The sequence below is a fragment of the Pseudomonas koreensis genome, from assembly GCF_025447595.1.
GTDB classification, from domain to species: domain Bacteria; phylum Pseudomonadota; class Gammaproteobacteria; order Pseudomonadales; family Pseudomonadaceae; genus Aquipseudomonas; species Aquipseudomonas koreensis_H.
The window spans coordinates 117,590-136,012 of record NZ_JAOEJU010000006.1 but is presented as its reverse complement, the minus strand read 5'-3'; the positions used below and the strand labels follow the sequence as shown (position 1 = coordinate 136,012).

Sequence of the window (18,423 nt, the reverse complement as noted above, 5' to 3'; positions counted from 1 at the left end):
TCAGGTGCAGACCTTAACATGAGGAAGGGGTGCTGTGCTTCAAGCGGCCAGAAAGTAAGAAGCCTCCCAGCTGTCAGACTGGAAGGCTTCGCGGCGGTAGCTGCCTTTACCCTTGGTAGGTCGTTCCTGGCGGCTGCGGAACAGGGGTTGGGCGACGATGGATTTGGCCTTGTTGTGGCCATGTTTCGATGGCTTTTTGCTCATGAGGATTCTCTCGATTGAGTGAGTTTTTGCGCGGCAGATAATCTGCCGATCTCGAGCGTCTGTCTATAGGACCGAGGACGGGATGTTCTGTAGGAAATGGACTCGGTAAAAAAAGGGATCGCAGAGCGCGATCCCGGAATTCATTCGGCAGGCAAGGTCAGGCGCTGACCGGCCATCAGCAGTGCCAGTCGGCTCAGGCTCATCCACGGCGAGCCCGCCGCCTGACCCTTGATCTGCGCATCGATGCGCTGGGCTTCGAGCAACAACTGCGCCCAGCGTTGCGCCGAGTAGCGTTGCAGGGCCTTGCTCATCAGCGGTTTGCGTTTGTCCCAGACCGGCGGTTTCGCCTGGCTGAAGCACTTGTCCAGCGGCGTGCCCTGGCTGTACTGCAGCGAGATGTTGGCCAACAGACGCAACTCCCGGGCCAGGGCCCAGAGGATCACCGGCGGCTCGACCCCTTCGCCGCGCAGTCCTTCGAGCATGCGCAGGGCGTGAGCCGGTTCACCGTTGAGCACCGCATCGGTCAGGCCGAACACGTCGAAGCGCGCACTGTCGGCCACGGCCGCCTGCACGGTTTCGACGGTGATCTGCCCGCCCTCGGCCATCAGCTTGAGTTTTTCGATCTCCTGCGCAGCGGCCAGCAGGTTGCCTTCGACCCGCGCGGCAATCAGTTCGACCGCATCCTGGCTGGCCGACAAGCCGGCCTGGGACAGGCGCTGACGAATCCAGCTCGGCAATTGGTTCGCGTCGACAGGCCAGATCTGGATGAACTGGGTCTGCTGGCCTTCGACCAGCGCCTTGCCCCACTTGGTCTTTTGCGCGCTGCCATCCAGCTTGGGCAAGCTGATCAGCAGCACCGTGTCTTCAGCAGGACGCGAGCAATATTCGATCAATGCGGCGGCGCCCTTGTCACCGGGCTTGCCGGAAGGCAGGCGCAGTTCCAGCAGGCGTTTTTCGGCGAACAGCGACATGCTCGCGCCGGCCTGCAGCAGCGTGCCCCAATCGAAATTGGCGTCGGCGGCAAAGACCTGGCGTTCGTCGAACCCTTGCTGACGGGCAGCAGAGCGAATGGCGTCGGCCGCTTCCTGGCACAGCAGCGGGTCATCACCGCTGATGATGTAGACCGGCGCGAGGGCGCCTTGCAGGTGTTTGCCGAGTTGGGCGGGAGCGAGCTTCATAAGAGAGGGCGAACGGGGCGCCTGAGCGCCCCGAACGTCTTACTGCTGCGGCAGTTCGAGCGGCGACTGACGCGGGGTTTCCGCTTCAGCCTTCTGCGCCGCTTCGAGGGCGTCGGCTTCTGCCTTGGCCCGCGCGTTGGCGGTTTGCTGCAGAGCGTCAAGCTGTGCCGGCGTCAGCTGTTGCAGACGCAGCATCATGCGTTGTACCAGCTCGCGGCGGGTTTCACGACGTGCATCGTTGGCTTCCTGGTCGGAACCCACCAGGTTGTTGCCGTCGTGGATGAACACTTTCTGCACTTCAAGTTTGTCGCTTTTGAGCAGCAGGTCTTTTTCGCCACGGATATCGTAGGTCAGCACGGTGCTCACCTGATACTCGCCAGTACGACCGGCGCCAGCGTAACTGAGGATGCGCTGGGTTTCCTGTTCATCGGACAGGTAAAGCTTGTACGGCGCACCAGAGACGACCTTGACGCCGCTGGCTTCCAGCACCTGACGCAGTTGCGTCACGGTTTCGCCGTAGGCGTTGCGGGCGCTCAGATCGAGCTCCTTGATCGACAGTTCGTTGGTGCCGGTGCCGCGCAGCTGGAAACCGCAGGCGCTCAACAGGACGGCGAGGCCCATCACCAGCAGATTGCGTTTGATCATTGTGTTGCTCCCCTTGAAACCAGGTGGGCCGACTCTGCGGCCCGAAAGGTTTTTCTGGGCGCCAGGCTAACCCGGCGCCCGATCCAATTAGCTGGCGACGATATTGACCAGTTTCCCGGGCACTACGATCACTTTGCGAATAGTCAGGCCGTCGACGAAACGCAGTACGTTTTCGTTGGAGCGGGCAGCGGCTTCGATTTCCTCACGGGTCGCAGCAGCCGGCATGTCGATCTGGCCACGCAGCTTGCCATTGACCTGGATCACCAGCGTCAGGCTGTCCTGTACCAGTGCGCTCTCGTCGACCACCGGCCAGCCGGCGTCGATCACGGCATCGGCATGACCCAGCTGATTCCACAGCTCGTGGCTGATATGCGGAGTGATCGGAGCCAGCAGCAGGGTAACGGCTTCCAGACCTTCGTGAACCAGCGCGCGATCCTGTTCGGTGCCTTGCGCGGCTTTTTCCAGCACGTTCATCAGCGTCATCACCTGGGCGATGGCCGTGTTGAATTTGTGGTTCTGGCCGACGTCGTGGCTGGCCTGCTTGATGGCCTGATGAGTCGCGCGGCGAACGGCTTTCTGCTCGTCGTTCAGGCTGGCGATATCCAGTTTGCCCGGCAGGCCCTGGCTGACGTGTGCCTGCGCCAGACGCCAGACGCGCTTGAGGAAGCGGTGCGAGCCTTCCACGCCGGAGTCGGACCACGCTGCACTCATGTCAGGCGGCGAGGCGAACATCATGAACAGGCGGCAGGTGTCTGCGCCGAACTGATCGATCATCGACTGAGGGTCAACGCCGTTGTTCTTCGACTTGGCCATCTTCTCGGTGCCGCCGATTTCCACCGGCAGGCCGTCGGTTTTCAGCTTGGCACTGGTCACGTTGCCTTTGCCGTCGCGTTCAAGATCCACGTCCGCCGGGTTGAACCAGGTGTAGGCGCCATTGGCTTCACGACGATAATAAGTCTCGGCGATCACCATGCCTTGGGTCAGCAGGTTCTTGAACGGTTCGTTGGAGCTTACCAGGCCTTCGTCGCGCATCAGCTTGTGGAAGAAGCGCGCGTAGAGCAGGTGAAGAATGGCGTGCTCGATACCGCCGATGTACTGATCCACTGGCAGCCAGTGGTCGGCCGCGGTTTTTTCCACCAGACCGTCTTCGAAGTGCGGCGAGGCGTAACGGGCGTAATACCAGGACGACTCGACGAAGGTGTCCATGGTGTCGGTTTCACGCTTGGCAGGCTGGCCGCATTTCGGGCAGGTGCACTCGTAGAACTCGGGCATGCGTGCCAGCGGTGAACCGGCGCCGTCCGGCACCACGTCTTCCGGCAGAACAACGGGCAGTTGATCCTCAGGAACCGGCACGTCACCGCAGCTGGCGCAATGGATGATCGGGATCGGGCAGCCCCAGTAGCGTTGACGGCTGATGCCCCAGTCGCGCAGACGGAACTGGGTGCGCGAAGCGCCCAGCTCTTTCTTGATCAGAGCGACTTCCATGGCGTCGAACGCGCCAGCAAAGTCCAGGCCGTCGAATTCGCCGGAGTTGATCAGCGTACCGTGCTCGCCGTAGGCGTCTTGCCATGGCGCCGGGTTGGTTTCACCGGAACTGGTGCGAACTACGGATTTGACCGGCAGGTTGTACTTGTGGGCGAACTCGAAGTCGCGCTCGTCGTGAGCCGGCACAGCCATGACCGCGCCATCGCCGTAGTGCATCAGCACGTAGTTGGCGACCCACACCGGCAGTTTCTCGCCGGTCAGCGGGTGCTCGACGAACAGGCCGGTCGGCAGGCCTTTCTTCTCTTGGGTGGCTACGTCGGCTTCGGCGACGCTGCCGCCCTTGCATTCGGCGATGAACGCTTGCAGCTCAGGGTTGTTTTTCGCGGCGAGGGCGGCCAGGTGGTGCTCGGCGGCCACGGCAACATAGGTTGCGCCCATCAGGGTGTCCGGACGGGTGGTGAAGACTTTCAGCGTGCCGCTTTCGCCGATCGAATCGACGTTGTACGGGAACTGCACTTCCATCCCGCGGGACTTGCCGATCCAGTTGCGCTGCATGGTCTTGACCTGCTCAGGCCAGCCAGTCAGTTCGTCGAGGCTCTCCAGCAGCTCATCCGCGTAGGCGGTGATCTTGAAGTAGTACATCGGGATCTCGCGCTTCTCGATCAGCGCGCCGGAACGCCAGCCGCGACCATCGATCACCTGCTCGTTGGCCAGAACGGTCTGGTCGATCGGGTCCCAGTTCACGGTGCCGTTCTTGCGGTAGATCACGCCTTTTTCGAACAGGCGAGTGAACAGCCATTGTTCCCAGCGGTAGTAATCCGGTTTGCAGGTGGTGACTTCGCGCGACCAGTCCACCGCCAGGCCCAGGCTGCGCAGCTGGGATTTCATGTAGGCGATGTTTTCGTAGGTCCACTTGGCCGGGGCCACGTTGTTCTTCATCGCGGCGTTTTCCGCCGGCATGCCGAAGGCGTCCCAACCCATCGGTTGCAGAACGTTCTTGCCGAGCATGCGCTGGTAGCGGGAGATCACGTCGCCGATGGTGTAGTTGCGCACGTGCCCCATGTGTAGCTTGCCGCTGGGGTAAGGGAACATCGACAGGCAGTAGTAAGTCTCCTTGCCTGGTTGTTCACTGACTTCAAAGGACTTTTGCTCGTCCCAGAACGACTGGGCGGCGGCTTCGATTTCACGGGGCTGATATTGTTCGTGCATGGCTACTTTTGTACTGGATAGGGGTGGCCTAATCCTCTTCAATGCGACGTTCGGGGCGTGCCGGACGAGCTGGAAGTGGAGTTACAGGAAGCGCCGTAGCATACATGACCGCGCTTGGCCTAGGGAAACCCTGATTGCAGCCGTTTGACCGGTCAAAATCGCGGCGAGGGCCGTTGGTCGCGGCGTGCAGCCGGTTTGTGCAGCGAAGCTAAGCTCTAACTGGGGAGTGAGTCTTATCTTCAATGAGGTGAGGGATGGTGGAGTCACAGCAAAAAAACGTTACCAAACCCGAGTTGTACGAGCGGTTGATCGACCGTCTGGGTATGGCCCTGGACGCGGCAAAAACCGCTGGAAGGCTGCGCGACGAGCGCCCCCTGGAGCTGGAATTGCGTGGCTTGAGTCCCGCCGAGTTCAAACTGGTCAAGGCCTATCTGGATCGCAGTGAGCGTGAAACCCACGGATACCTGTCACAAGCAGTGAAACAACTCGATGCAGCCCATACGGCCAAGGTCATCTGGCTCAAGGACAAGGCGCCCGGCAGAGACCCCGTCAAGGTTCGGACTCTGCAGGCCAAGTAAACGCATGGCAGGTCAAAAAGCGGATCTTTTTCAACGGGATCCGACCCTACTGGTTGTCGCGCTGTATCAACCCACTTAGGCTTCGGGCATCTCTGGAGATGCTCGATGCCTTTTCGTTATTTCATTAAACAACTTCTATTGCCGCCCGGCCTTCTTTTGCTGCTGTTGCTGGCGGCCTGGTGGCTGCGTCGCTCGCGGCCACGGCTGGCCGGGCTGTGTTTTGCCCTGGGTTTTGGCGGGTTCTGGCTGATGAGTTTGCCGGTGGTGGTGCAATGGGGCGCCAAGGCCCTGGAACGCGAACCGCCGCTGGCCCGGGAAGCATGGACAAGCCTGGCGCAGCGCGCCGATGCAATTGTGGTGTTGGGCTCCGGTCGTGAGCGCGGCGATCTGGCCTGGGGCGAGGATCAACCGACCGGTGTCGGGCTGGAGCGTCAACGTTATGCGGCGCGACTGGCCAAGGCGTCGGGGTTGCCGATTCTGACCAGCGGCGGCCTGCATTACGGTACGCCGCCGACTGAAGCCAAATTGATGGCCGACTCGCTACGCGATGATTTCGGTGTGACGGTGCGCTGGCAGGAAGGGGAGAGCCGCACTACTTGGGAGAACGCCGCCTTCAGCGCCAAAGTGCTGTTGCCGGAAGGCGTCAAACGCATCGTGCTGGTGACCCAGGCCTGGCACATGCCGCGAGCGGTGTGGAGTTATCAACAGGCAGGATTTGAAGTGGTGCCGGCGCCGGTCGGTTTCCTCGGTACTGACAATGCCCGGCCATTTGGCGGCTGGCTGCCGGAGTTCAAGTCGATCTGGCAGAGCGGGCAGTTGATGAACGAGGCGGTGGGACAGATCGGTTATTCGCTGTTCTATCGAGGAGATGACAGCGCGGATTGATCACTCCCGCGCAGGACGCGGGAGTGAACAGGTTCTCAGAGTGTCTTGGACATCCGGTTGGTCATCAGCGCCCAGCCGAAAAGCACCACGCACAGGATGATCAGCGGCCACGAGCGCCATTGCAGATACGGCGTCAGGTTGTGCATCGGCACCACTTCGCCATAGAGCACGCCCTGTTCGAACTGCGGAATGCGCTCGGTGATCTGGCCAAACGGGTTGATCAGGCCGGTCACGCCGTTGTTGGTCGCGCGAATCATCCAGCGTCCGGCTTCAAGTGCACGCATCTGCGCCATTTGCAGGTGCTGCAACGGTCCGATGGAAGTGCCGAACCAGGTGTCGTTGCTGATCGTCAGCAGCAGATCGCTGCGGGCGGCCAGGCCAGCGGCAAATTCCGGGTAAACCACTTCGTAGCAGATGAACGGTGCGATCTGATATCCCTTGGCCTGTAACAGGGCCTGATCGGCAGGACCACGGGCGAAGTCGGACATCGGCAGGTCGAAGAAGGCGATCAGCCCGCGCAGGATGTCCTGCAGCGGTACGTATTCGCCGAATGGCACCAGTTTCTGTTTCAGGTAAGTGCCATCGCCTTCGCCGACCACGGTGATGCCGTTGAAGAAGCGTTTTTCGTGACGGACCGTTTCACGGATCGGCACGCCGGTGATCAGCGCCGATTTACGCTCGGCGGCGAAGTTGCCCATCATGCTCAGGTAGCCCTCGGCGGACTCCTTGAGCACCGGCACGGCGGTTTCCGGCCAGATCAGCAGGTCCACCGGTTTGGAGCGGAAGCTCAGGTCGCGGTACAGCGCCAGTTGCGCATTGAGCTCGGCCGGGTCCCATTTCATGCTTTGCGCGACGTTGCCCTGAATCGCGGCAACGGTCAGCGGCGCGCCGGCCGGGCTGGTCCAGGCATGGCCCTTCAGCGCAATGCCCGCTGCCCATGGTCCGATCAGCAATATCAGTCCGGCAGCGATGAAGGCTTTGCGGCGGGTTTGCAGCAGGCGCGGTGCGTTGTAGATCAGTGCGGCGGTCAGTGCCAGGACGAACGACACCAGCCACATCCCGCCCACCGGCGCGAGCCCGGCCAGAGGGCCGTCGAGCTGGCTGTAACCGGAATAAAGCCATGGGAAACCGGTGAGGAACCAGCCACGAAACGCTTCCTGGCCTACCCACAACGCCGCAAACGCCAGTGCATCAGCCACCGGCGCTTCGTTACGCCGCAGCCAGCGCGCCCAAAGCCACGCGGGCAGGGCGAAGAACCAGGCAATGGCCGCCGTAAAAATCAGCATCAGGAACCCGGCCAGCAGCACCGAAGCGCCGCCGAAGTGGTGGATGCTGTAGTAGATCCAACTGGTGCCGGCGCCGAACAGGCCGAAACCGAAGCACCAGCCACGGCCCAGGGCCTGGCGCGGGCTCAGCTCACGCAGGCCGGCATAGAACAAGCCGACCGCCAGCAGGGCCAGCGGCCAGAGATCGAACGGTGCCAGCGCGAAGGTAGTGATTGCACCGGCCGCCACGGCCAGCAGGTTACCGGGCCAGCCGGGGCGGGTTGTCCAGCGCATTTCAGTCCTTAGATTTAACGAGCAATGGGCGTCAGTCGCAGCAGATGAATCCGACGGCTGTCGGCGTTCAGGATGCGGAAACGATAGGCGCCGATTTCAGTGATTTCGTTGCGTTTTGGCAAGTGCCCGAACGCACTCATCACCAGCCCGCCGACGGTGTCGAACTCGTCGTCGGAGAATTCGCTGTCGAAGAACTCGTTGAAGTTCTCGATCGGCGTCAGGGCCTTGATCAGGAAATCACCGCTGGGCAGCGGCTTGATGTAGCTGTCTTCTTCGACGTCGTGCTCGTCTTCGATGTCGCCGACGATTTGCTCAAGCACGTCTTCGATGGTCACCAGACCGGCCACACCGCCGTATTCGTCGATGACGATGGCCATGTGGTTGTGGTTGGCGCGGAATTCACGCAGCAACACGTTCAGACGCTTGGACTCCGGCACGAAGGTGGCCGGGCGCAGCAGGTCCTTGATGTTGAAGCTGTCGCCGTTCTCCTTGAGGATCAGCGGCAGCAGATCCTTGGCCAGCAGCACGCCCATTACGTCGTCATGGCTTTCGCCAATGACCGGGTAGCGCGAGTGGGCCGAGTCGACCACAGCTGGGAGGAATTCGCGGGGTGTCTGGGTCGCCTTGATGCTGATCATCTGCGAGCGCGGCACCATGATGTCGCGAACCTGCAGGTCAGCCACCTGGATGGCGCCTTCGACGATGGCCAGTGCTTCGCTGTCCAGCAGTTTGTTCTGATGTGCATCGCGCAGCAGCTCAAGCAGCTCCTGGCGGTTCTTCGGCTCGTGGGCAAAAGCCTGGGTCAGTTTACCCAGCCATGACTTCTGCCCGTTGCTCGATCGATCTTCGCTCATAGCGATTACTCTGAATCCTTTGTTGTAACGATAGGGGATGTTTCGGTTTCGTCGTCCGCGTACGGATCGGGATAACCCAATTCGGCAAGCAACTCGCGTTCCAGTGCTTCCATTTCTTCGGCCTCCTCGTCATCTATATGGTCGTAACCAAGCAGATGCAAGCAGCCGTGAATGACCAGATGTGCCCAGTGGGCCTTTAGTTCCTTGCCCTGTTCGGCAGCTTCGCGCTCGACCACCGCCACGCAGATCACCAGATCGCCCAGCAATGGAATGTCGAGAAACTCATCGGGCACTTCGGCGGGGAAGGATAGGACGTTGGTCGCGTAATCCTTGTGGCGCCAGGTGTGATTCAGTTCGCGGCCTTCTTCCTCGTCGACCAGACGAATGGTCATTTCCGAGTCGGCGGTGCGCTGGCGCAGAGCCAGTTCGCACCATTGGCGGAATTCGGCTTCGGTCGGCGCGGACGCTTCGGTCGCGATTTGCAGGTCAAGCTCAAGCATCGTGGCGAGTGTCCTTTGGCGCTTCATCGGCCAAACGCGTCTCGAAGCGCTCGTAGGCTTCGACGATGCGTTGCACCAATGGATGGCGCACCACGTCTTTGGGCTGGAAGTGCGTGAAGCTGATACCCGGCACGTCTTTCAGGACTTCGATGACGTGATGAAGTCCGGACTTGGTGCCGCGCGGCAGGTCGACCTGGGTGATGTCGCCGGTGATCACGGCTGTAGAGCCGAAACCGATCCGGGTCAGGAACATCTTCATCTGTTCGACGGTGGTGTTCTGGCTCTCATCGAGAATGATGAAGCTGTTGTTCAGCGTACGGCCGCGCATGTAAGCCAGTGGTGCGACTTCGATCACCTGACGCTCGATCAGCTTGGCCACGTATTCGAAACCGAGCATTTCGTAGAGCGCGTCGTAGAGCGGGCGCAGGTACGGGTCGATCTTCTGCGACAGGTCGCCGGGCAGGAAACCAAGTTTTTCACCCGCTTCGACCGCCGGACGCACCAGCAGGATGCGGCGGATCTGTTCACGTTCCAGCGCATCCACAGCGCAGGCCACCGCCAGATAGGTCTTGCCGGTACCGGCCGGGCCGATGCCGAAGTTGATGTCGTTGCCGAGGATTTCCTTCACGTAGCGCAGCTGATTCAAGCCACGTGGGCGAATCATGCCTTTCTTGGTGCGCAGGGCGACGGAGGCTTCGGCGGGGGCGTGGTTGTCCAGCTGCTCGACGGCCGATTCCTGGAGGAACAGGTGAACCGTATCCGGCGACAGCTCTGAACCCTTGGTTTCCCGGTACAGGCGGCGAATCAGGTTTTCCGCGGAAGTGGTGTGCTTGGGTTCGCCGATCAGCTCGAACTGATTGCCGCGGTTGCGGATCTCGATGGCCAGGCGCTGTTCGATCAGCCGCAGGTGCTCGTCGAACTGCCCGCACAGATTGGCGAAGCGGCGAGCCTCAAAGGGCTCGAGGATGAAACGATGTGGTTCGATGGGTGCGTTCAAGGTCGTATTTAGCCGCCCTGGGGCAATTAGGATGAAATCAAGGATAACGCCAGCGGCGTGGGTGCGAAAGCTCTTAAATTGATGCTGTTTCTGTGGGAGCGAGCTTGCTCGCGATGGGCATGAATGCGGTTCATCTGAAAAACCGCGTCATCGTTCATCGCGAGCAGGCTCGCTCCCACAGTTGAACAAAGGGTCTTACTGGATCAGCGAGCCGCGCAGCGAGTGCGGTTGCGCCGCGTCGATGTGCACGTCGGCGAACTGGCCGATCAGAGTTGGATTATCGCAGCGGAAGTTGACGATACGGTTATTCTCGGTGCGCCCTTGCAGCTCGCCCGGATCCTTCTTCGAATAATCGGTCACCAGAATCCGCTGGATCGAGCCGACCATTTGTCGGCTGATCTCGAACCCTTGCTGATTCAAACGGTGCTGCAAGGCGTTCAGGCGTTCTTTCTTCAGTTCTTCCGGGGTGTCGTCGGCCAGATCGGCGGCCGGGGTACCCGGGCGCTGGCTGTAAACGAACGAGTAGGAAAAGTCGAAACCGACTTCAGCAATCAGCTTCATGGTCTGTTCGAAATCTTTCTCGGTTTCCCCCGGGAAGCCGACGATGAAGTCCGAGCTGATGCAGATACCCGGTACGGCGGCGCGCAGTTTGCGCAGCTTGGATTTGTACTCCAGCGCGGTGTGGTTGCGCTTCATCGCGGCCAGGATGCGGTCCGAACCCGACTGCACCGGCAAGTGCAGGTGCTTCACCAGTTCCGGCACTTCGGCGTGGGCCTGGATCAGGCTGTCGGAAAACTCCAGCGGGTGCGAGGTGGTGTAGCGGATGCGGTCGATGCCATCGACCGCCGCGACCACGCGGATCAATTCCGCCAGATCCGCCAGGCGACCGTCGTGGGTCAGCCCGCGATAACCGTTGACGTTCTGCCCCAGCAGGGTCACTTCACGCACACCGTTTTCGGCCAGGTGGATGATCTCGGCGATCACGTCGTCGAACGGCCGGCTGACTTCTTCACCGCGGGTGTAAGGCACCACGCAGAACGTGCAGTACTTGCTGCAGCCTTCCATCACCGACACATAGGCGCTCGGGCCGTCGATGCGCGGCTCGGGCAGGTGGTCGAATTTTTCGATTTCCGGGAACGACACGTCGACTTGCGGCAGCTTGCTGATGCGCGCGGCGTCGATCATTTCCGGCAGACGGTGCAGGGTCTGCGGGCCGAACACCACGTCGACGTACGGGGCGCGATCACGGATCGCCGCGCCTTCCTGGCTGGCCACGCAACCGCCGACGGCGATCACCATGTCCGGGTTGGCCAGTTTCAGTTCGCGCCAGCGGCCGAGTTGGGAGTACACCCGGTCCTGGGCGCGTTCGCGGATCGAGCAGGTGTTGAGCAGAATCACGTCGGCATCTTCGGCGCGCGCCGTGACTTCCAGGGCCTGGTGTTCGCCCAGCAGATCGACCATGCGCGAGCTGTCGTACTCGTTCATCTGGCAACCGTGGGTTTCGATGTAAAGCTTCTTGGCCATGGAATAGGGTCGTCACGTGGTTCAAAGAACCGCGCATTATAGGGAACATGTCCCCAGGTTCCTACCGCTGCGCGTCCGGTGGCTATGCTATAGTTCGCGCCCTCATTTTTACCCCGATGTTGTCCCCCCGCCATGACCAAACGCGAAGCTCCAATCTACAAGGTGATTTTCCTCAACCAGGGCCAGGTGTTCGAAATGTACGCCAAGCAGATCTATCAAAGTGATCTGTGGGGCTTCCTGGAAGTGGAAGAGTTCGTCTTTGGCGAGCGCACGCAAGTGGTCGTCGATCCGAGCGAAGAAAAGCTCAAGGCGCAGTTCGAAGGCGTGGTACGCAGCTTTGTGCCGATGCACTCGATCGTGCGCATCGATGAAGTGGAGCGGCTGGGGACGCCGAAGATCAGCGAAGCCCGTGGCGGTGTTGGTAACGTGATGCCGTTTCCGGTGCCGATGCCCGAGAAGTAACCCGTAAGATCGAGTCGCCTCATTCGCGAGCAAGCTCGCTCCCACAGGGGAATGCATTCCAATGTGGGAGCGAGCTTGCTCGCGAAGAGGCCAGAGAAGTCGACGAAGAAATCAGGGTAGAGGCGAGAACGGCGTACGCCCGTCGGCGCTCTGCAGTTCCATCAGGTATTTACGGAAAATTTGTCCGAGCACCTGGGTGGCAGTCTCGAGATCTTCGCGAGACATCTTTTCGGATACTTCATCAGCGGTGTCCAGTGCATCTTCGGCACCGTTGACCGCCGCCATTTTCAGCACGATGTAGGCCTGAATGTTGTTGGCTTGCACGCCCTCACCGTGGAAGAACATGGTGCCGAGCTTGAACTGCGCCTGGGCGTGGCCTTGCAGCGAGGCCTTTTCGAAATAGCTCAGGGCTTGATTGAGGTCGCGCGGCGCATTCTTGCCGTCGTAATAGAACTCACCCAACTCGTATTGCGCTTGCGCATCCCCCTCATCCGCTGCCTTTTGGCAGGCGGCGAGGGCCTGCGTGACATCTTGCGGCTGAGTATTGAGGGTGCAGCGACCCATCGCCGGGATCAACAACGAGTTGCCGCCTGCTTGTGCATGTGCGAGCAGCGGCTGAAGGAGCAACAGGCAGCCCAAGGCAAGGGTGCGGCCGGTGCGGTTCATGGGAATCGACTTACCTCTGAAGGGCGCGCGGACCCGTCGAGGGATCCAATAAGCGCGCATTATGAAATAAGCAGGGCCATCCTTACAAAGTCTTTACTCGATTTTCTGCTGCGCGGGAAATATATCGCCCACTTTATGGGAGATTTTTGGCAGAAGTGTCGGAAAAAGCGCGGAGGTGTAGGAGAACGCTGACGCTGGCAATGGCCAACGTCAGCGGTGGGGCGTTTTACTTCAACTTGGTGAAGGCGCGTTCGGCGGCATCCAGCGTCAGTTTCAGTTCCGCTTCGCCATGGGCGATCGAAGTGAAACCGGCTTCGAAGGCACTCGGTGCCAGGTACACGCCACCTTCCAGCATCAGGTGGAAGAAGCGGCCGAACAGCGCTGCATCGCTGGCCATTACGTCTTCAAAAGTAACAATGTCGTCGGCACCGCTGAAGTACAGACCGAACATGCCGCCCGCCTGGGTGGTCACGAACGGAATGCCGGCGGCATCGGCGCGCTGTTGCAGGCCGTCGAGCAGGCGCGTGGTGTAGTCGGTCAGCTCGGCGTGGAAGCCAGGACGGCTGATCAGGCGCAGGGTGGTCAGGCCAGCAGCCATCGCCAGCGGGTTACCCGACAAGGTGCCCGCCTGGTAGACCGGGCCGAGCGGTGCGATGCGCTCCATGATCGAACGCTTGCCGCCGAAGCAGCCTACCGGCATGCCGCCACCGATGATCTTGCCGAAGGTGGTCAGGTCCGGAGTCACGCCGTAGTAAGCCTGGGCACCGCCGAGGGCGACGCGGAAACCGGTCATCACTTCGTCGAAAATCAGCACCACGCCGTGCTTGTCGCACAGGCTGCGCAGGCCTTCGAGGAAGCCCGGCGCCGGCGGTACGCAGTTCATGTTGCCGGCCACTGGTTCGACGATGATGCACGCGACGTCCTGGCCGACTTCGGCGAGCATTTTTTCAACAGCGTCGATGTCGTTGAACGGCAGGGTCAGGGTGTGTTTGGCGAACGCTGCCGGTACGCCGGCCGAGCTTGGCACGCCCTGGGTCAGTGCGCCGGAACCGGCCTTGACTAGCAGGCTGTCAGAGTGACCGTGGTAGCAGCCTTCGAACTTGATGATGCTGTCGCGGCCGGTGAAACCACGGGCCAGACGGATCGCACTCATGGTCGCTTCGGTGCCGGAGCTGACCATGCGCACCATCTCCATCGACGGCACCAGCGAGCAAACCAGGTCGGCCATCTCGGTTTCCATCGCGGTCGGCGCGCCGTAGGACAGGCCGTGTTGCAACTGGTTGCGCACCGCGTCCAGCACGTCCGGGTGGCTGTGGCCGAGGATCATCGGGCCCCAGGAACCGACGTAATCCACATAACGCTTGTCGTCTTCGTCAGTGACGTAGGCGCCTTCGGCGTGCTTGAAGAACAGCGGCGTGCCGCCGACGCTCTTGAACGCGCGCACCGGCGAGTTCACGCCACCGGGAATGTGTTTCTGGGCGTTGGCAAACAGGGTTTCGGAACGAGACATGATCGGGCTCTCAGACTTTTAATAATTCGTTGAAGGCGCGGGCGCGGCGGGTCACTTCGGCAGTGTTGTCGGCGCCGAACAGGCCATGGACCACGGCCAGCAGATCGACACCGTGGGCCACCAGCGGCGCGGCGTTGTCGAGGGTGATGCCGCCAATCGCGCAGATCGGCAGGTGCAGGGTGCGTTTGGCCTCGTCGAGCAGATCGAGGCTGCAACTCGGTGCACCGGGTTTGGTATTGGAATTGAAGAAGCGACCGAAGGCGACGTAACTCGCGCCTTCTTTGGCGGCCTGTTCGGCCAGTTCAAGCTGCGCGTGGCAGGTCGAACCGATGATCGCTTTGGAGCCGAGCAGGGCGCGGGTCGGCGACAGCGGGCCGTCGGTCTGGCCCAGATGTACGCCGACGTTCAGGCGTGCGGCCAGTTCGGCGTCATCGTTGATGATCAGTTGCGTCTTGTAGCGTTCGCACAGGTCGCGCAGGGCTTCAGCCTCACGAAGGCGACGGGCTTCATCGCTGCTCTTGTCGCGGTATTGCAGCAGGGTGACGCCGCCTTCCAGCGCCGCCTCCACGTAGGACAGAAACTTGCCGGCCAGCAACTGGCTGTCGGTGATGGCATACAGGCCACGTAGTTTCATCGCGCAGACCTCAGGCTTGAAACATCAGGAACAGAAATCCAGCGGCAGGCGACGCGGCACGAACTGGCCTTTGCCCAGCTGTTCGGCATCGCGCAAGGTGCGCCAGGTGTAATCCAGTGCCGTGCGCACGGCGCTGGCGAGGTTTTCGCCCAGTGCCAGGCGGCCGGCGAGGGTGCTGGCCAGGGTGCAGCCGGAACCGTGATAGCTGCCCGGCAGACGCTGGCACTTGAAGGTTTCGCGCAGGCCGTCGCGGCTGTACAGACGATTGTGAATTTCGGTTTCGTCGCCGTGACCGCCGGTGATCAGCAGATTCTTGATGTACGGCAACAGTTTTTCAGCGCACTCGTCCGCGGTGCCTTCTGGCAGTTCGGCGAGGATCCGGGCTTCGGGAAGGTTGGGGGTGGCGATGATCGACAGCGGCAGCAGGCGTTCGCGCATGGCGTAGCCGACTTCGTCCTTGCCCAGGCGTCCGCCACCGCCGGCGCGCAGCACCGGGTCGCAGACCACTGGCAAGTGCGGGTGCGCCTGGAGCAGTTCGACGACGGTGTCGACCATTTCCAGGGAACCGAGCATGCCCAGTTTCACTGCCGCGACTTCGGAATCGTTGAGCACGGCATTGGCCTGGGCCAGTACCCACTCACGGTCGAGGACGCGAAAGTCAGTGACGTTGACGGTGTCTTGCACGGTCAGGGCGGTGACGGCTGGAGCCGCATGGCAACCCTGAGCGAGCAGGGCTTCGATATCTGCCTGCAGGCCGGCGCCACCACTGGGGTCGTGGCCGGAGAGACAGAGGACAACGGGGCGTGAGCTGTAGATATTCATGGTGCGCGAGCTTACCACCAAACCTGTTTTTCGGGTGTTGTGGCGCAGCGTTCGGCCGATAACACGGGTAGCGGATCCGCAGCGCTTGTCACAATTTGACCGAGCAAACAGCTCTAGCTCGGCGTTATGCTCTGGAACGCCCGTTCTAGAGCCTTTGTCGGAAAAATTTCCATGGTGCTCAATGGCCATCAACGGCTATGCTAGAGTGGATCCAAACCAATAACAGGTAATACCGGTTTTACGTCATCTCAAAGGGAATGGGGGGCTTCCTGACACAACCGGACAAGCCACGCTGGGGCTTCAATGCGCTATTTGTTGATGTTGCTGTTCTGCTTGCCCCTCCTGGCAAGCGCCGTCGAGTTCGACGAGTTCACCCAGAGCCTCCCGCTGGGTCGATCCCTGCAAGTGTTCGAAGACCCGAGCGGTCAGGCGAGCATTGCCGACGTCCGCGCGCAAGCTGCCGCCGGAAACTTCAAACCCCATGACAAAGCCACGCTCAATGCCGGTTACTCGCGCTCGGCGTTCTGGCTGAAGATCGACCTGCATTACCGCCCGACCAATCCGGCGGCGCAGCGCAGCTGGTTGCTGGAGCTGGCGTATCCGCCGCTCGATCATCTGGATCTGTATCTGCCCGATGCAGCCGGTGACTACCGTCTGGTGCGGCAGACAGGGGACGCCTTGCCGTTCGCCAGTCGCGAGATCCGTCAGAACAATTACCTGTTCGACCTGGCGTTCAAGCCGGATCAGCAGCGAACCGTTTATCTGAAGCTGTCCAGCGAAGGCTCGATCCAGGCGCCGGTGACATTGTGGTCGAGCACCGCGTACCTCGAAGATCAGCCGGTGCGCCTGTATGTGCTGGGGATCATTTATGGCGTGTTGTTGGGGATGCTGGTCTACAACCTGTTCATCTACCTCAGCGTGCGCGACACCAGTTACCTCTATTACATCTTCTATATCGCCTCGTTCGGTCTTTATCAGTTGTCGGTCAATGGCGCGGCGGTCGAGTATTTCTGGCCGGACAACCCGTGGTGGGCCAACGCCGCCACACCGTTCTTCATCGGCTGCGCAGGGCTGTTCGGCAGCCAGTTCGCCCGCAGTTTTCTGCAGACCAGGAACCACAGCCGCTGGCTCGATCGCCTGCTGATGGCCCTGATCGCTTTCGGCGCCATGGTGATTGGCTTGTCGTTGATGACCAGTTATGGCCTGGCCCTGCGCCTGGCCACGACGCTGGCGCTGACCTTTACCGTGGTGATCTTTGCCGCCGGGATCCTGGCCTGGTGGCGCGGTTTGCGGGTGGCGCGTTATTTCATCATTGCCTGGTCGGCGTTCCTGATCGGCGGCATCGTCAACACCATGATGGTGCTGGGCCTGCTGCCGAATGTGTTCCTGACCATGTACGCCAGCCAGATCGGTTCGGCCATCGAAGTGGCGCTGCTGTCGCTGGCCTTGGCCGACCGCATCAACGCGATGCGCGAACAACAGGCGCAGACTCTGTTCGACGCTGGCCAGAAACTCGAAGTGCTCAACCAGCAACTGGCCCACAGCAACAAGCTCAAAGATGAGTTCCTCGCGACCCTCACTCACGAACTGCGCACGCCGATGAACGGTGTGATCGGCTCGCTGGAGCTGATGCAGACCGTTGAACTGGACCCGGAACTGGAGCAATACCAGCAGACCGCCGCCGGTTCGGCGCGGGACATGATGCGCATGGTCAACGGCATCCTGACCCTGACCGAATTGCAGGCCGGCAAGCTCAAAGCAACGCCGGGCAGTTTCAGCCTGCGGGCCGTGGTCGAGGCGCTGCGCGTGCAGTTCGATGGCAACGCCTCGAGCAAGTCGCTGGACTTCAAGGTCGACGTGCTGCCGACCTTGCCGGATCGCCTGCATGGCGACAGCGCCAAACTCGCGCAATGCCTTGAGTGCCTGCTGGACAACGCGATCAAGTTCACCCGCGTCGGTGGCCTCGCCTTGCGGGTCACCGGCAAGCCATCCACAGACAATCGGCTGGCACTGTCCTTCGCGGTGATCGACACCGGCATCGGTTTCACCGATCTGGGCGAGGCCACGATGTATCAGCGCTTCTTCCAGCTCGACGGTTCGATGACTCGCGAATACGGTGGGCTGGGCGTCGGTCTGGCGATCTGCCGTCAACTGGTGGAATTGCTCGGTGGCAAGCTCACACACCGCTCCGAGCCAGGGCGCGGCAGCCGTTTTCAACTGGATGTCGAGTTTGAGTTGCCGGAAGTTGAAGCCGTGCCTGCGTTCAGCCGTGACACCGTGCGCGCGCCGCAGGATTGCACCGTGCTGCTGGTGGACGACAACAGCGTCAATCAATTGGTGATGCGCGGCATGTTGCTCAAGCTCGGTTTCCGCGTGCGTACTGCTGAAAGCAGCGCGACGGCCATCGATTACCTGCAGCGTGAAATGTTCGATGCGGTGCTGATCGATTGCCAGCTGCCACCGCTCGACGGGGCCTCGCTGTGTTGCCAGATCCGCGACCTGCCCGGATGTGCCCATATGCCGGTGTTCATGACCGCGCTGGCTACGGAGCGAGAGCATTGCGGTACAGGGGCGTTGATCGACTACCTGAGCAAACCGGTGAAATTCGAGGACTTGCAGGCTGCGCTGGAGCGGCGGGTATTGAGTTGCTGACAGGGTGAAAGCGCCGGCATTTAGGCCGATATGACACTTTGATCGGTTCGGGTGCGGTG

The 18,423-nt window shown here is 61.2% G+C and carries 17 protein-coding genes; 4 read left to right on the top strand and 13 right to left on the bottom strand.

What is annotated here, in order from left to right; genetic code table 11:
* Window positions 1-39: 39 nt before the first annotated feature.
* From arfA to leuS, 4 genes are all read right to left on the bottom strand, one after another.
* Window positions 40-204, bottom strand: coding sequence for an alternative ribosome rescue factor ArfA (arfA, locus tag N8H71_RS10680; protein WP_007958672.1), 165 nt, complete (start codon window positions 202-204; stop codon window positions 40-42).
* Window positions 205-344: 140 nt separating this feature from the next.
* Complete coding sequence (holA, locus tag N8H71_RS10675; RefSeq protein WP_007960578.1) at window positions 345-1,382, bottom strand: DNA polymerase III subunit delta; 1,038 nt, start codon at window positions 1,380-1,382, stop codon at window positions 345-347.
* Between the two features lie 39 nt (window positions 1,383-1,421).
* Window positions 1,422-2,027, bottom strand: a complete 606-nt coding sequence (lptE, locus tag N8H71_RS10670) for an LPS assembly lipoprotein LptE (RefSeq protein WP_085687936.1) — start codon at window positions 2,025-2,027, stop codon at window positions 1,422-1,424.
* Between the two features lie 87 nt (window positions 2,028-2,114).
* On the bottom strand, window positions 2,115-4,721 hold the full coding sequence (leuS, locus tag N8H71_RS10665; RefSeq protein ID WP_262193952.1) for a leucine--tRNA ligase: 2,607 nt from the start codon (window positions 4,719-4,721) through the stop codon (window positions 2,115-2,117).
* Between the two features lie 254 nt (window positions 4,722-4,975).
* Between leuS and N8H71_RS10660 the strand changes: the two genes are divergently transcribed.
* Window positions 4,976-5,299, top strand: a complete 324-nt coding sequence (locus N8H71_RS10660; protein ID WP_129972489.1) for a hypothetical protein — start codon at window positions 4,976-4,978, stop codon at window positions 5,297-5,299.
* A gap of 105 nt (window positions 5,300-5,404) precedes the next feature.
* Window positions 5,405-6,184 carry a YdcF family protein gene (locus N8H71_RS10655; protein WP_262193951.1) on the top strand — a complete coding sequence of 260 codons (780 nt, stop codon included), beginning with the start codon at window positions 5,405-5,407 and terminating at the stop codon, window positions 6,182-6,184.
* 35 nt (window positions 6,185-6,219) lie between these two features.
* On the opposite strand, the gene lnt is transcribed toward N8H71_RS10655, so the two are convergent.
* The 5 genes from lnt to miaB all read right to left on the bottom strand — a co-directional run bounded on the left by lnt (window position 6,220) and on the right by miaB (window position 11,618).
* Window positions 6,220-7,743: an apolipoprotein N-acyltransferase gene (gene lnt, locus N8H71_RS10650; protein WP_262193950.1), complete on the bottom strand. Its 1,524-nt coding sequence runs from the start codon at window positions 7,741-7,743 to the stop codon at window positions 6,220-6,222.
* 14 nt (window positions 7,744-7,757) lie between these two features.
* Window positions 7,758-8,597, bottom strand: coding sequence for an HlyC/CorC family transporter (locus N8H71_RS10645; RefSeq protein WP_007909641.1), 840 nt, complete (start codon window positions 8,595-8,597; stop codon window positions 7,758-7,760).
* A 5-nt stretch (window positions 8,598-8,602) separates the two neighbouring features.
* Window positions 8,603-9,097: an rRNA maturation RNase YbeY gene (ybeY, locus tag N8H71_RS10640; protein WP_085712270.1), complete on the bottom strand. Its 495-nt coding sequence runs from the start codon at window positions 9,095-9,097 to the stop codon at window positions 8,603-8,605.
* The gene (locus N8H71_RS10635) at window positions 9,090-10,094 is read right to left on the bottom strand and encodes a PhoH family protein (protein ID WP_011336084.1); all 1,005 of its coding nucleotides are present in this window, start codon (window positions 10,092-10,094) and stop codon (window positions 9,090-9,092) included. Before N8H71_RS10635 ends, ybeY begins: the two co-directional genes overlap by 8 nt.
* 195 nt (window positions 10,095-10,289) lie before the next feature.
* Window positions 10,290-11,618, bottom strand: a complete 1,329-nt coding sequence (miaB, locus tag N8H71_RS10630; protein ID WP_262193949.1) for a tRNA (N6-isopentenyl adenosine(37)-C2)-methylthiotransferase MiaB — start codon at window positions 11,616-11,618, stop codon at window positions 10,290-10,292.
* A gap of 132 nt (window positions 11,619-11,750) precedes the next feature.
* Here miaB and N8H71_RS10625 point away from each other — a divergent pair, with 132 nt between their 5' ends.
* The gene (locus N8H71_RS10625; protein WP_007958692.1) at window positions 11,751-12,080 is read left to right on the top strand and encodes a DUF1820 family protein; all 330 of its coding nucleotides are present in this window, start codon (window positions 11,751-11,753) and stop codon (window positions 12,078-12,080) included.
* A 111-nt stretch (window positions 12,081-12,191) separates the two neighbouring features.
* Here the strand turns inward: N8H71_RS10625 and N8H71_RS10620 are convergent, their stop codons facing one another.
* The 4 genes from N8H71_RS10620 to N8H71_RS10605 all read right to left on the bottom strand — a co-directional run bounded on the left by N8H71_RS10620 (window position 12,192) and on the right by N8H71_RS10605 (window position 15,712).
* A complete protein-coding gene (locus N8H71_RS10620; RefSeq protein WP_003228518.1) occupies window positions 12,192-12,746 on the bottom strand; it encodes a tetratricopeptide repeat protein in 555 nt (184 codons plus the stop codon).
* A gap of 226 nt (window positions 12,747-12,972) precedes the next feature.
* A complete protein-coding gene (gene hemL, locus N8H71_RS10615) occupies window positions 12,973-14,256 on the bottom strand; it encodes a glutamate-1-semialdehyde 2,1-aminomutase (RefSeq protein WP_262193948.1) in 1,284 nt (427 codons plus the stop codon).
* Between the two features lie 10 nt (window positions 14,257-14,266).
* Window positions 14,267-14,890 (bottom strand): thiamine phosphate synthase, encoded by a 624-nt coding sequence (gene thiE, locus N8H71_RS10610; protein ID WP_262193947.1) that lies wholly within the window; start codon window positions 14,888-14,890, stop codon window positions 14,267-14,269.
* 24 nt (window positions 14,891-14,914) lie between these two features.
* A complete protein-coding gene (locus tag N8H71_RS10605; RefSeq protein ID WP_007958699.1) occupies window positions 14,915-15,712 on the bottom strand; it encodes a hydroxymethylpyrimidine/phosphomethylpyrimidine kinase in 798 nt (265 codons plus the stop codon).
* 303 nt (window positions 15,713-16,015) lie between these two features.
* On the opposite strand from N8H71_RS10605, the gene N8H71_RS10600 reads away from it, so the two are divergent.
* Window positions 16,016-18,364 (top strand): hybrid sensor histidine kinase/response regulator, encoded by a 2,349-nt coding sequence (locus N8H71_RS10600; protein WP_262193946.1) that lies wholly within the window; start codon window positions 16,016-16,018, stop codon window positions 18,362-18,364.
* The last annotated feature ends 59 nt before the right edge of the window (window positions 18,365-18,423 follow it).

Excerpts from the sequence above, each read along its gene's own strand:
- N8H71_RS10600 (WP_262193946.1), top strand. The coding sequence starts at position 16,016 with ATGCGCTATTTGTTGATGTTGCTGTTCTGCTTGCCCCTCCTGGCAAGC.
- N8H71_RS10655 (WP_262193951.1), top strand. The coding sequence starts at position 5,405 with ATGCCTTTTCGTTATTTCATTAAACAACTTCTATTGCCGCCCGGCCTT.
- miaB (WP_262193949.1), bottom strand. The coding sequence starts at position 11,618 with ATGGCCAAGAAGCTTTACATCGAAACCCACGGTTGCCAGATGAACGAG.
- N8H71_RS10620 (WP_003228518.1), bottom strand. The coding sequence starts at position 12,746 with ATGAACCGCACCGGCCGCACCCTTGCCTTGGGCTGCCTGTTGCTCCTT.
- N8H71_RS10625 (WP_007958692.1), top strand. The coding sequence starts at position 11,751 with ATGACCAAACGCGAAGCTCCAATCTACAAGGTGATTTTCCTCAACCAG.
- N8H71_RS10660 (WP_129972489.1), top strand. The coding sequence starts at position 4,976 with ATGGTGGAGTCACAGCAAAAAAACGTTACCAAACCCGAGTTGTACGAG.
- lptE (WP_085687936.1), bottom strand. The coding sequence starts at position 2,027 with ATGATCAAACGCAATCTGCTGGTGATGGGCCTCGCCGTCCTGTTGAGC.
- ybeY (WP_085712270.1), bottom strand. The coding sequence starts at position 9,097 with ATGCTTGAGCTTGACCTGCAAATCGCGACCGAAGCGTCCGCGCCGACC.
- N8H71_RS10605 (WP_007958699.1), bottom strand. The coding sequence starts at position 15,712 with ATGAATATCTACAGCTCACGCCCCGTTGTCCTCTGTCTCTCCGGCCAC.
- thiE (WP_262193947.1), bottom strand. The coding sequence starts at position 14,890 with ATGAAACTACGTGGCCTGTATGCCATCACCGACAGCCAGTTGCTGGCC.
- leuS (WP_262193952.1), bottom strand. The coding sequence starts at position 4,721 with ATGCACGAACAATATCAGCCCCGTGAAATCGAAGCCGCCGCCCAGTCG.
- holA (WP_007960578.1), bottom strand. The coding sequence starts at position 1,382 with ATGAAGCTCGCTCCCGCCCAACTCGGCAAACACCTGCAAGGCGCCCTC.
- hemL (WP_262193948.1), bottom strand. The coding sequence starts at position 14,256 with ATGTCTCGTTCCGAAACCCTGTTTGCCAACGCCCAGAAACACATTCCC.
- N8H71_RS10645 (WP_007909641.1), bottom strand. The coding sequence starts at position 8,597 with ATGAGCGAAGATCGATCGAGCAACGGGCAGAAGTCATGGCTGGGTAAA.
- arfA (WP_007958672.1), bottom strand. The coding sequence starts at position 204 with ATGAGCAAAAAGCCATCGAAACATGGCCACAACAAGGCCAAATCCATC.
- lnt (WP_262193950.1), bottom strand. The coding sequence starts at position 7,743 with ATGCGCTGGACAACCCGCCCCGGCTGGCCCGGTAACCTGCTGGCCGTG.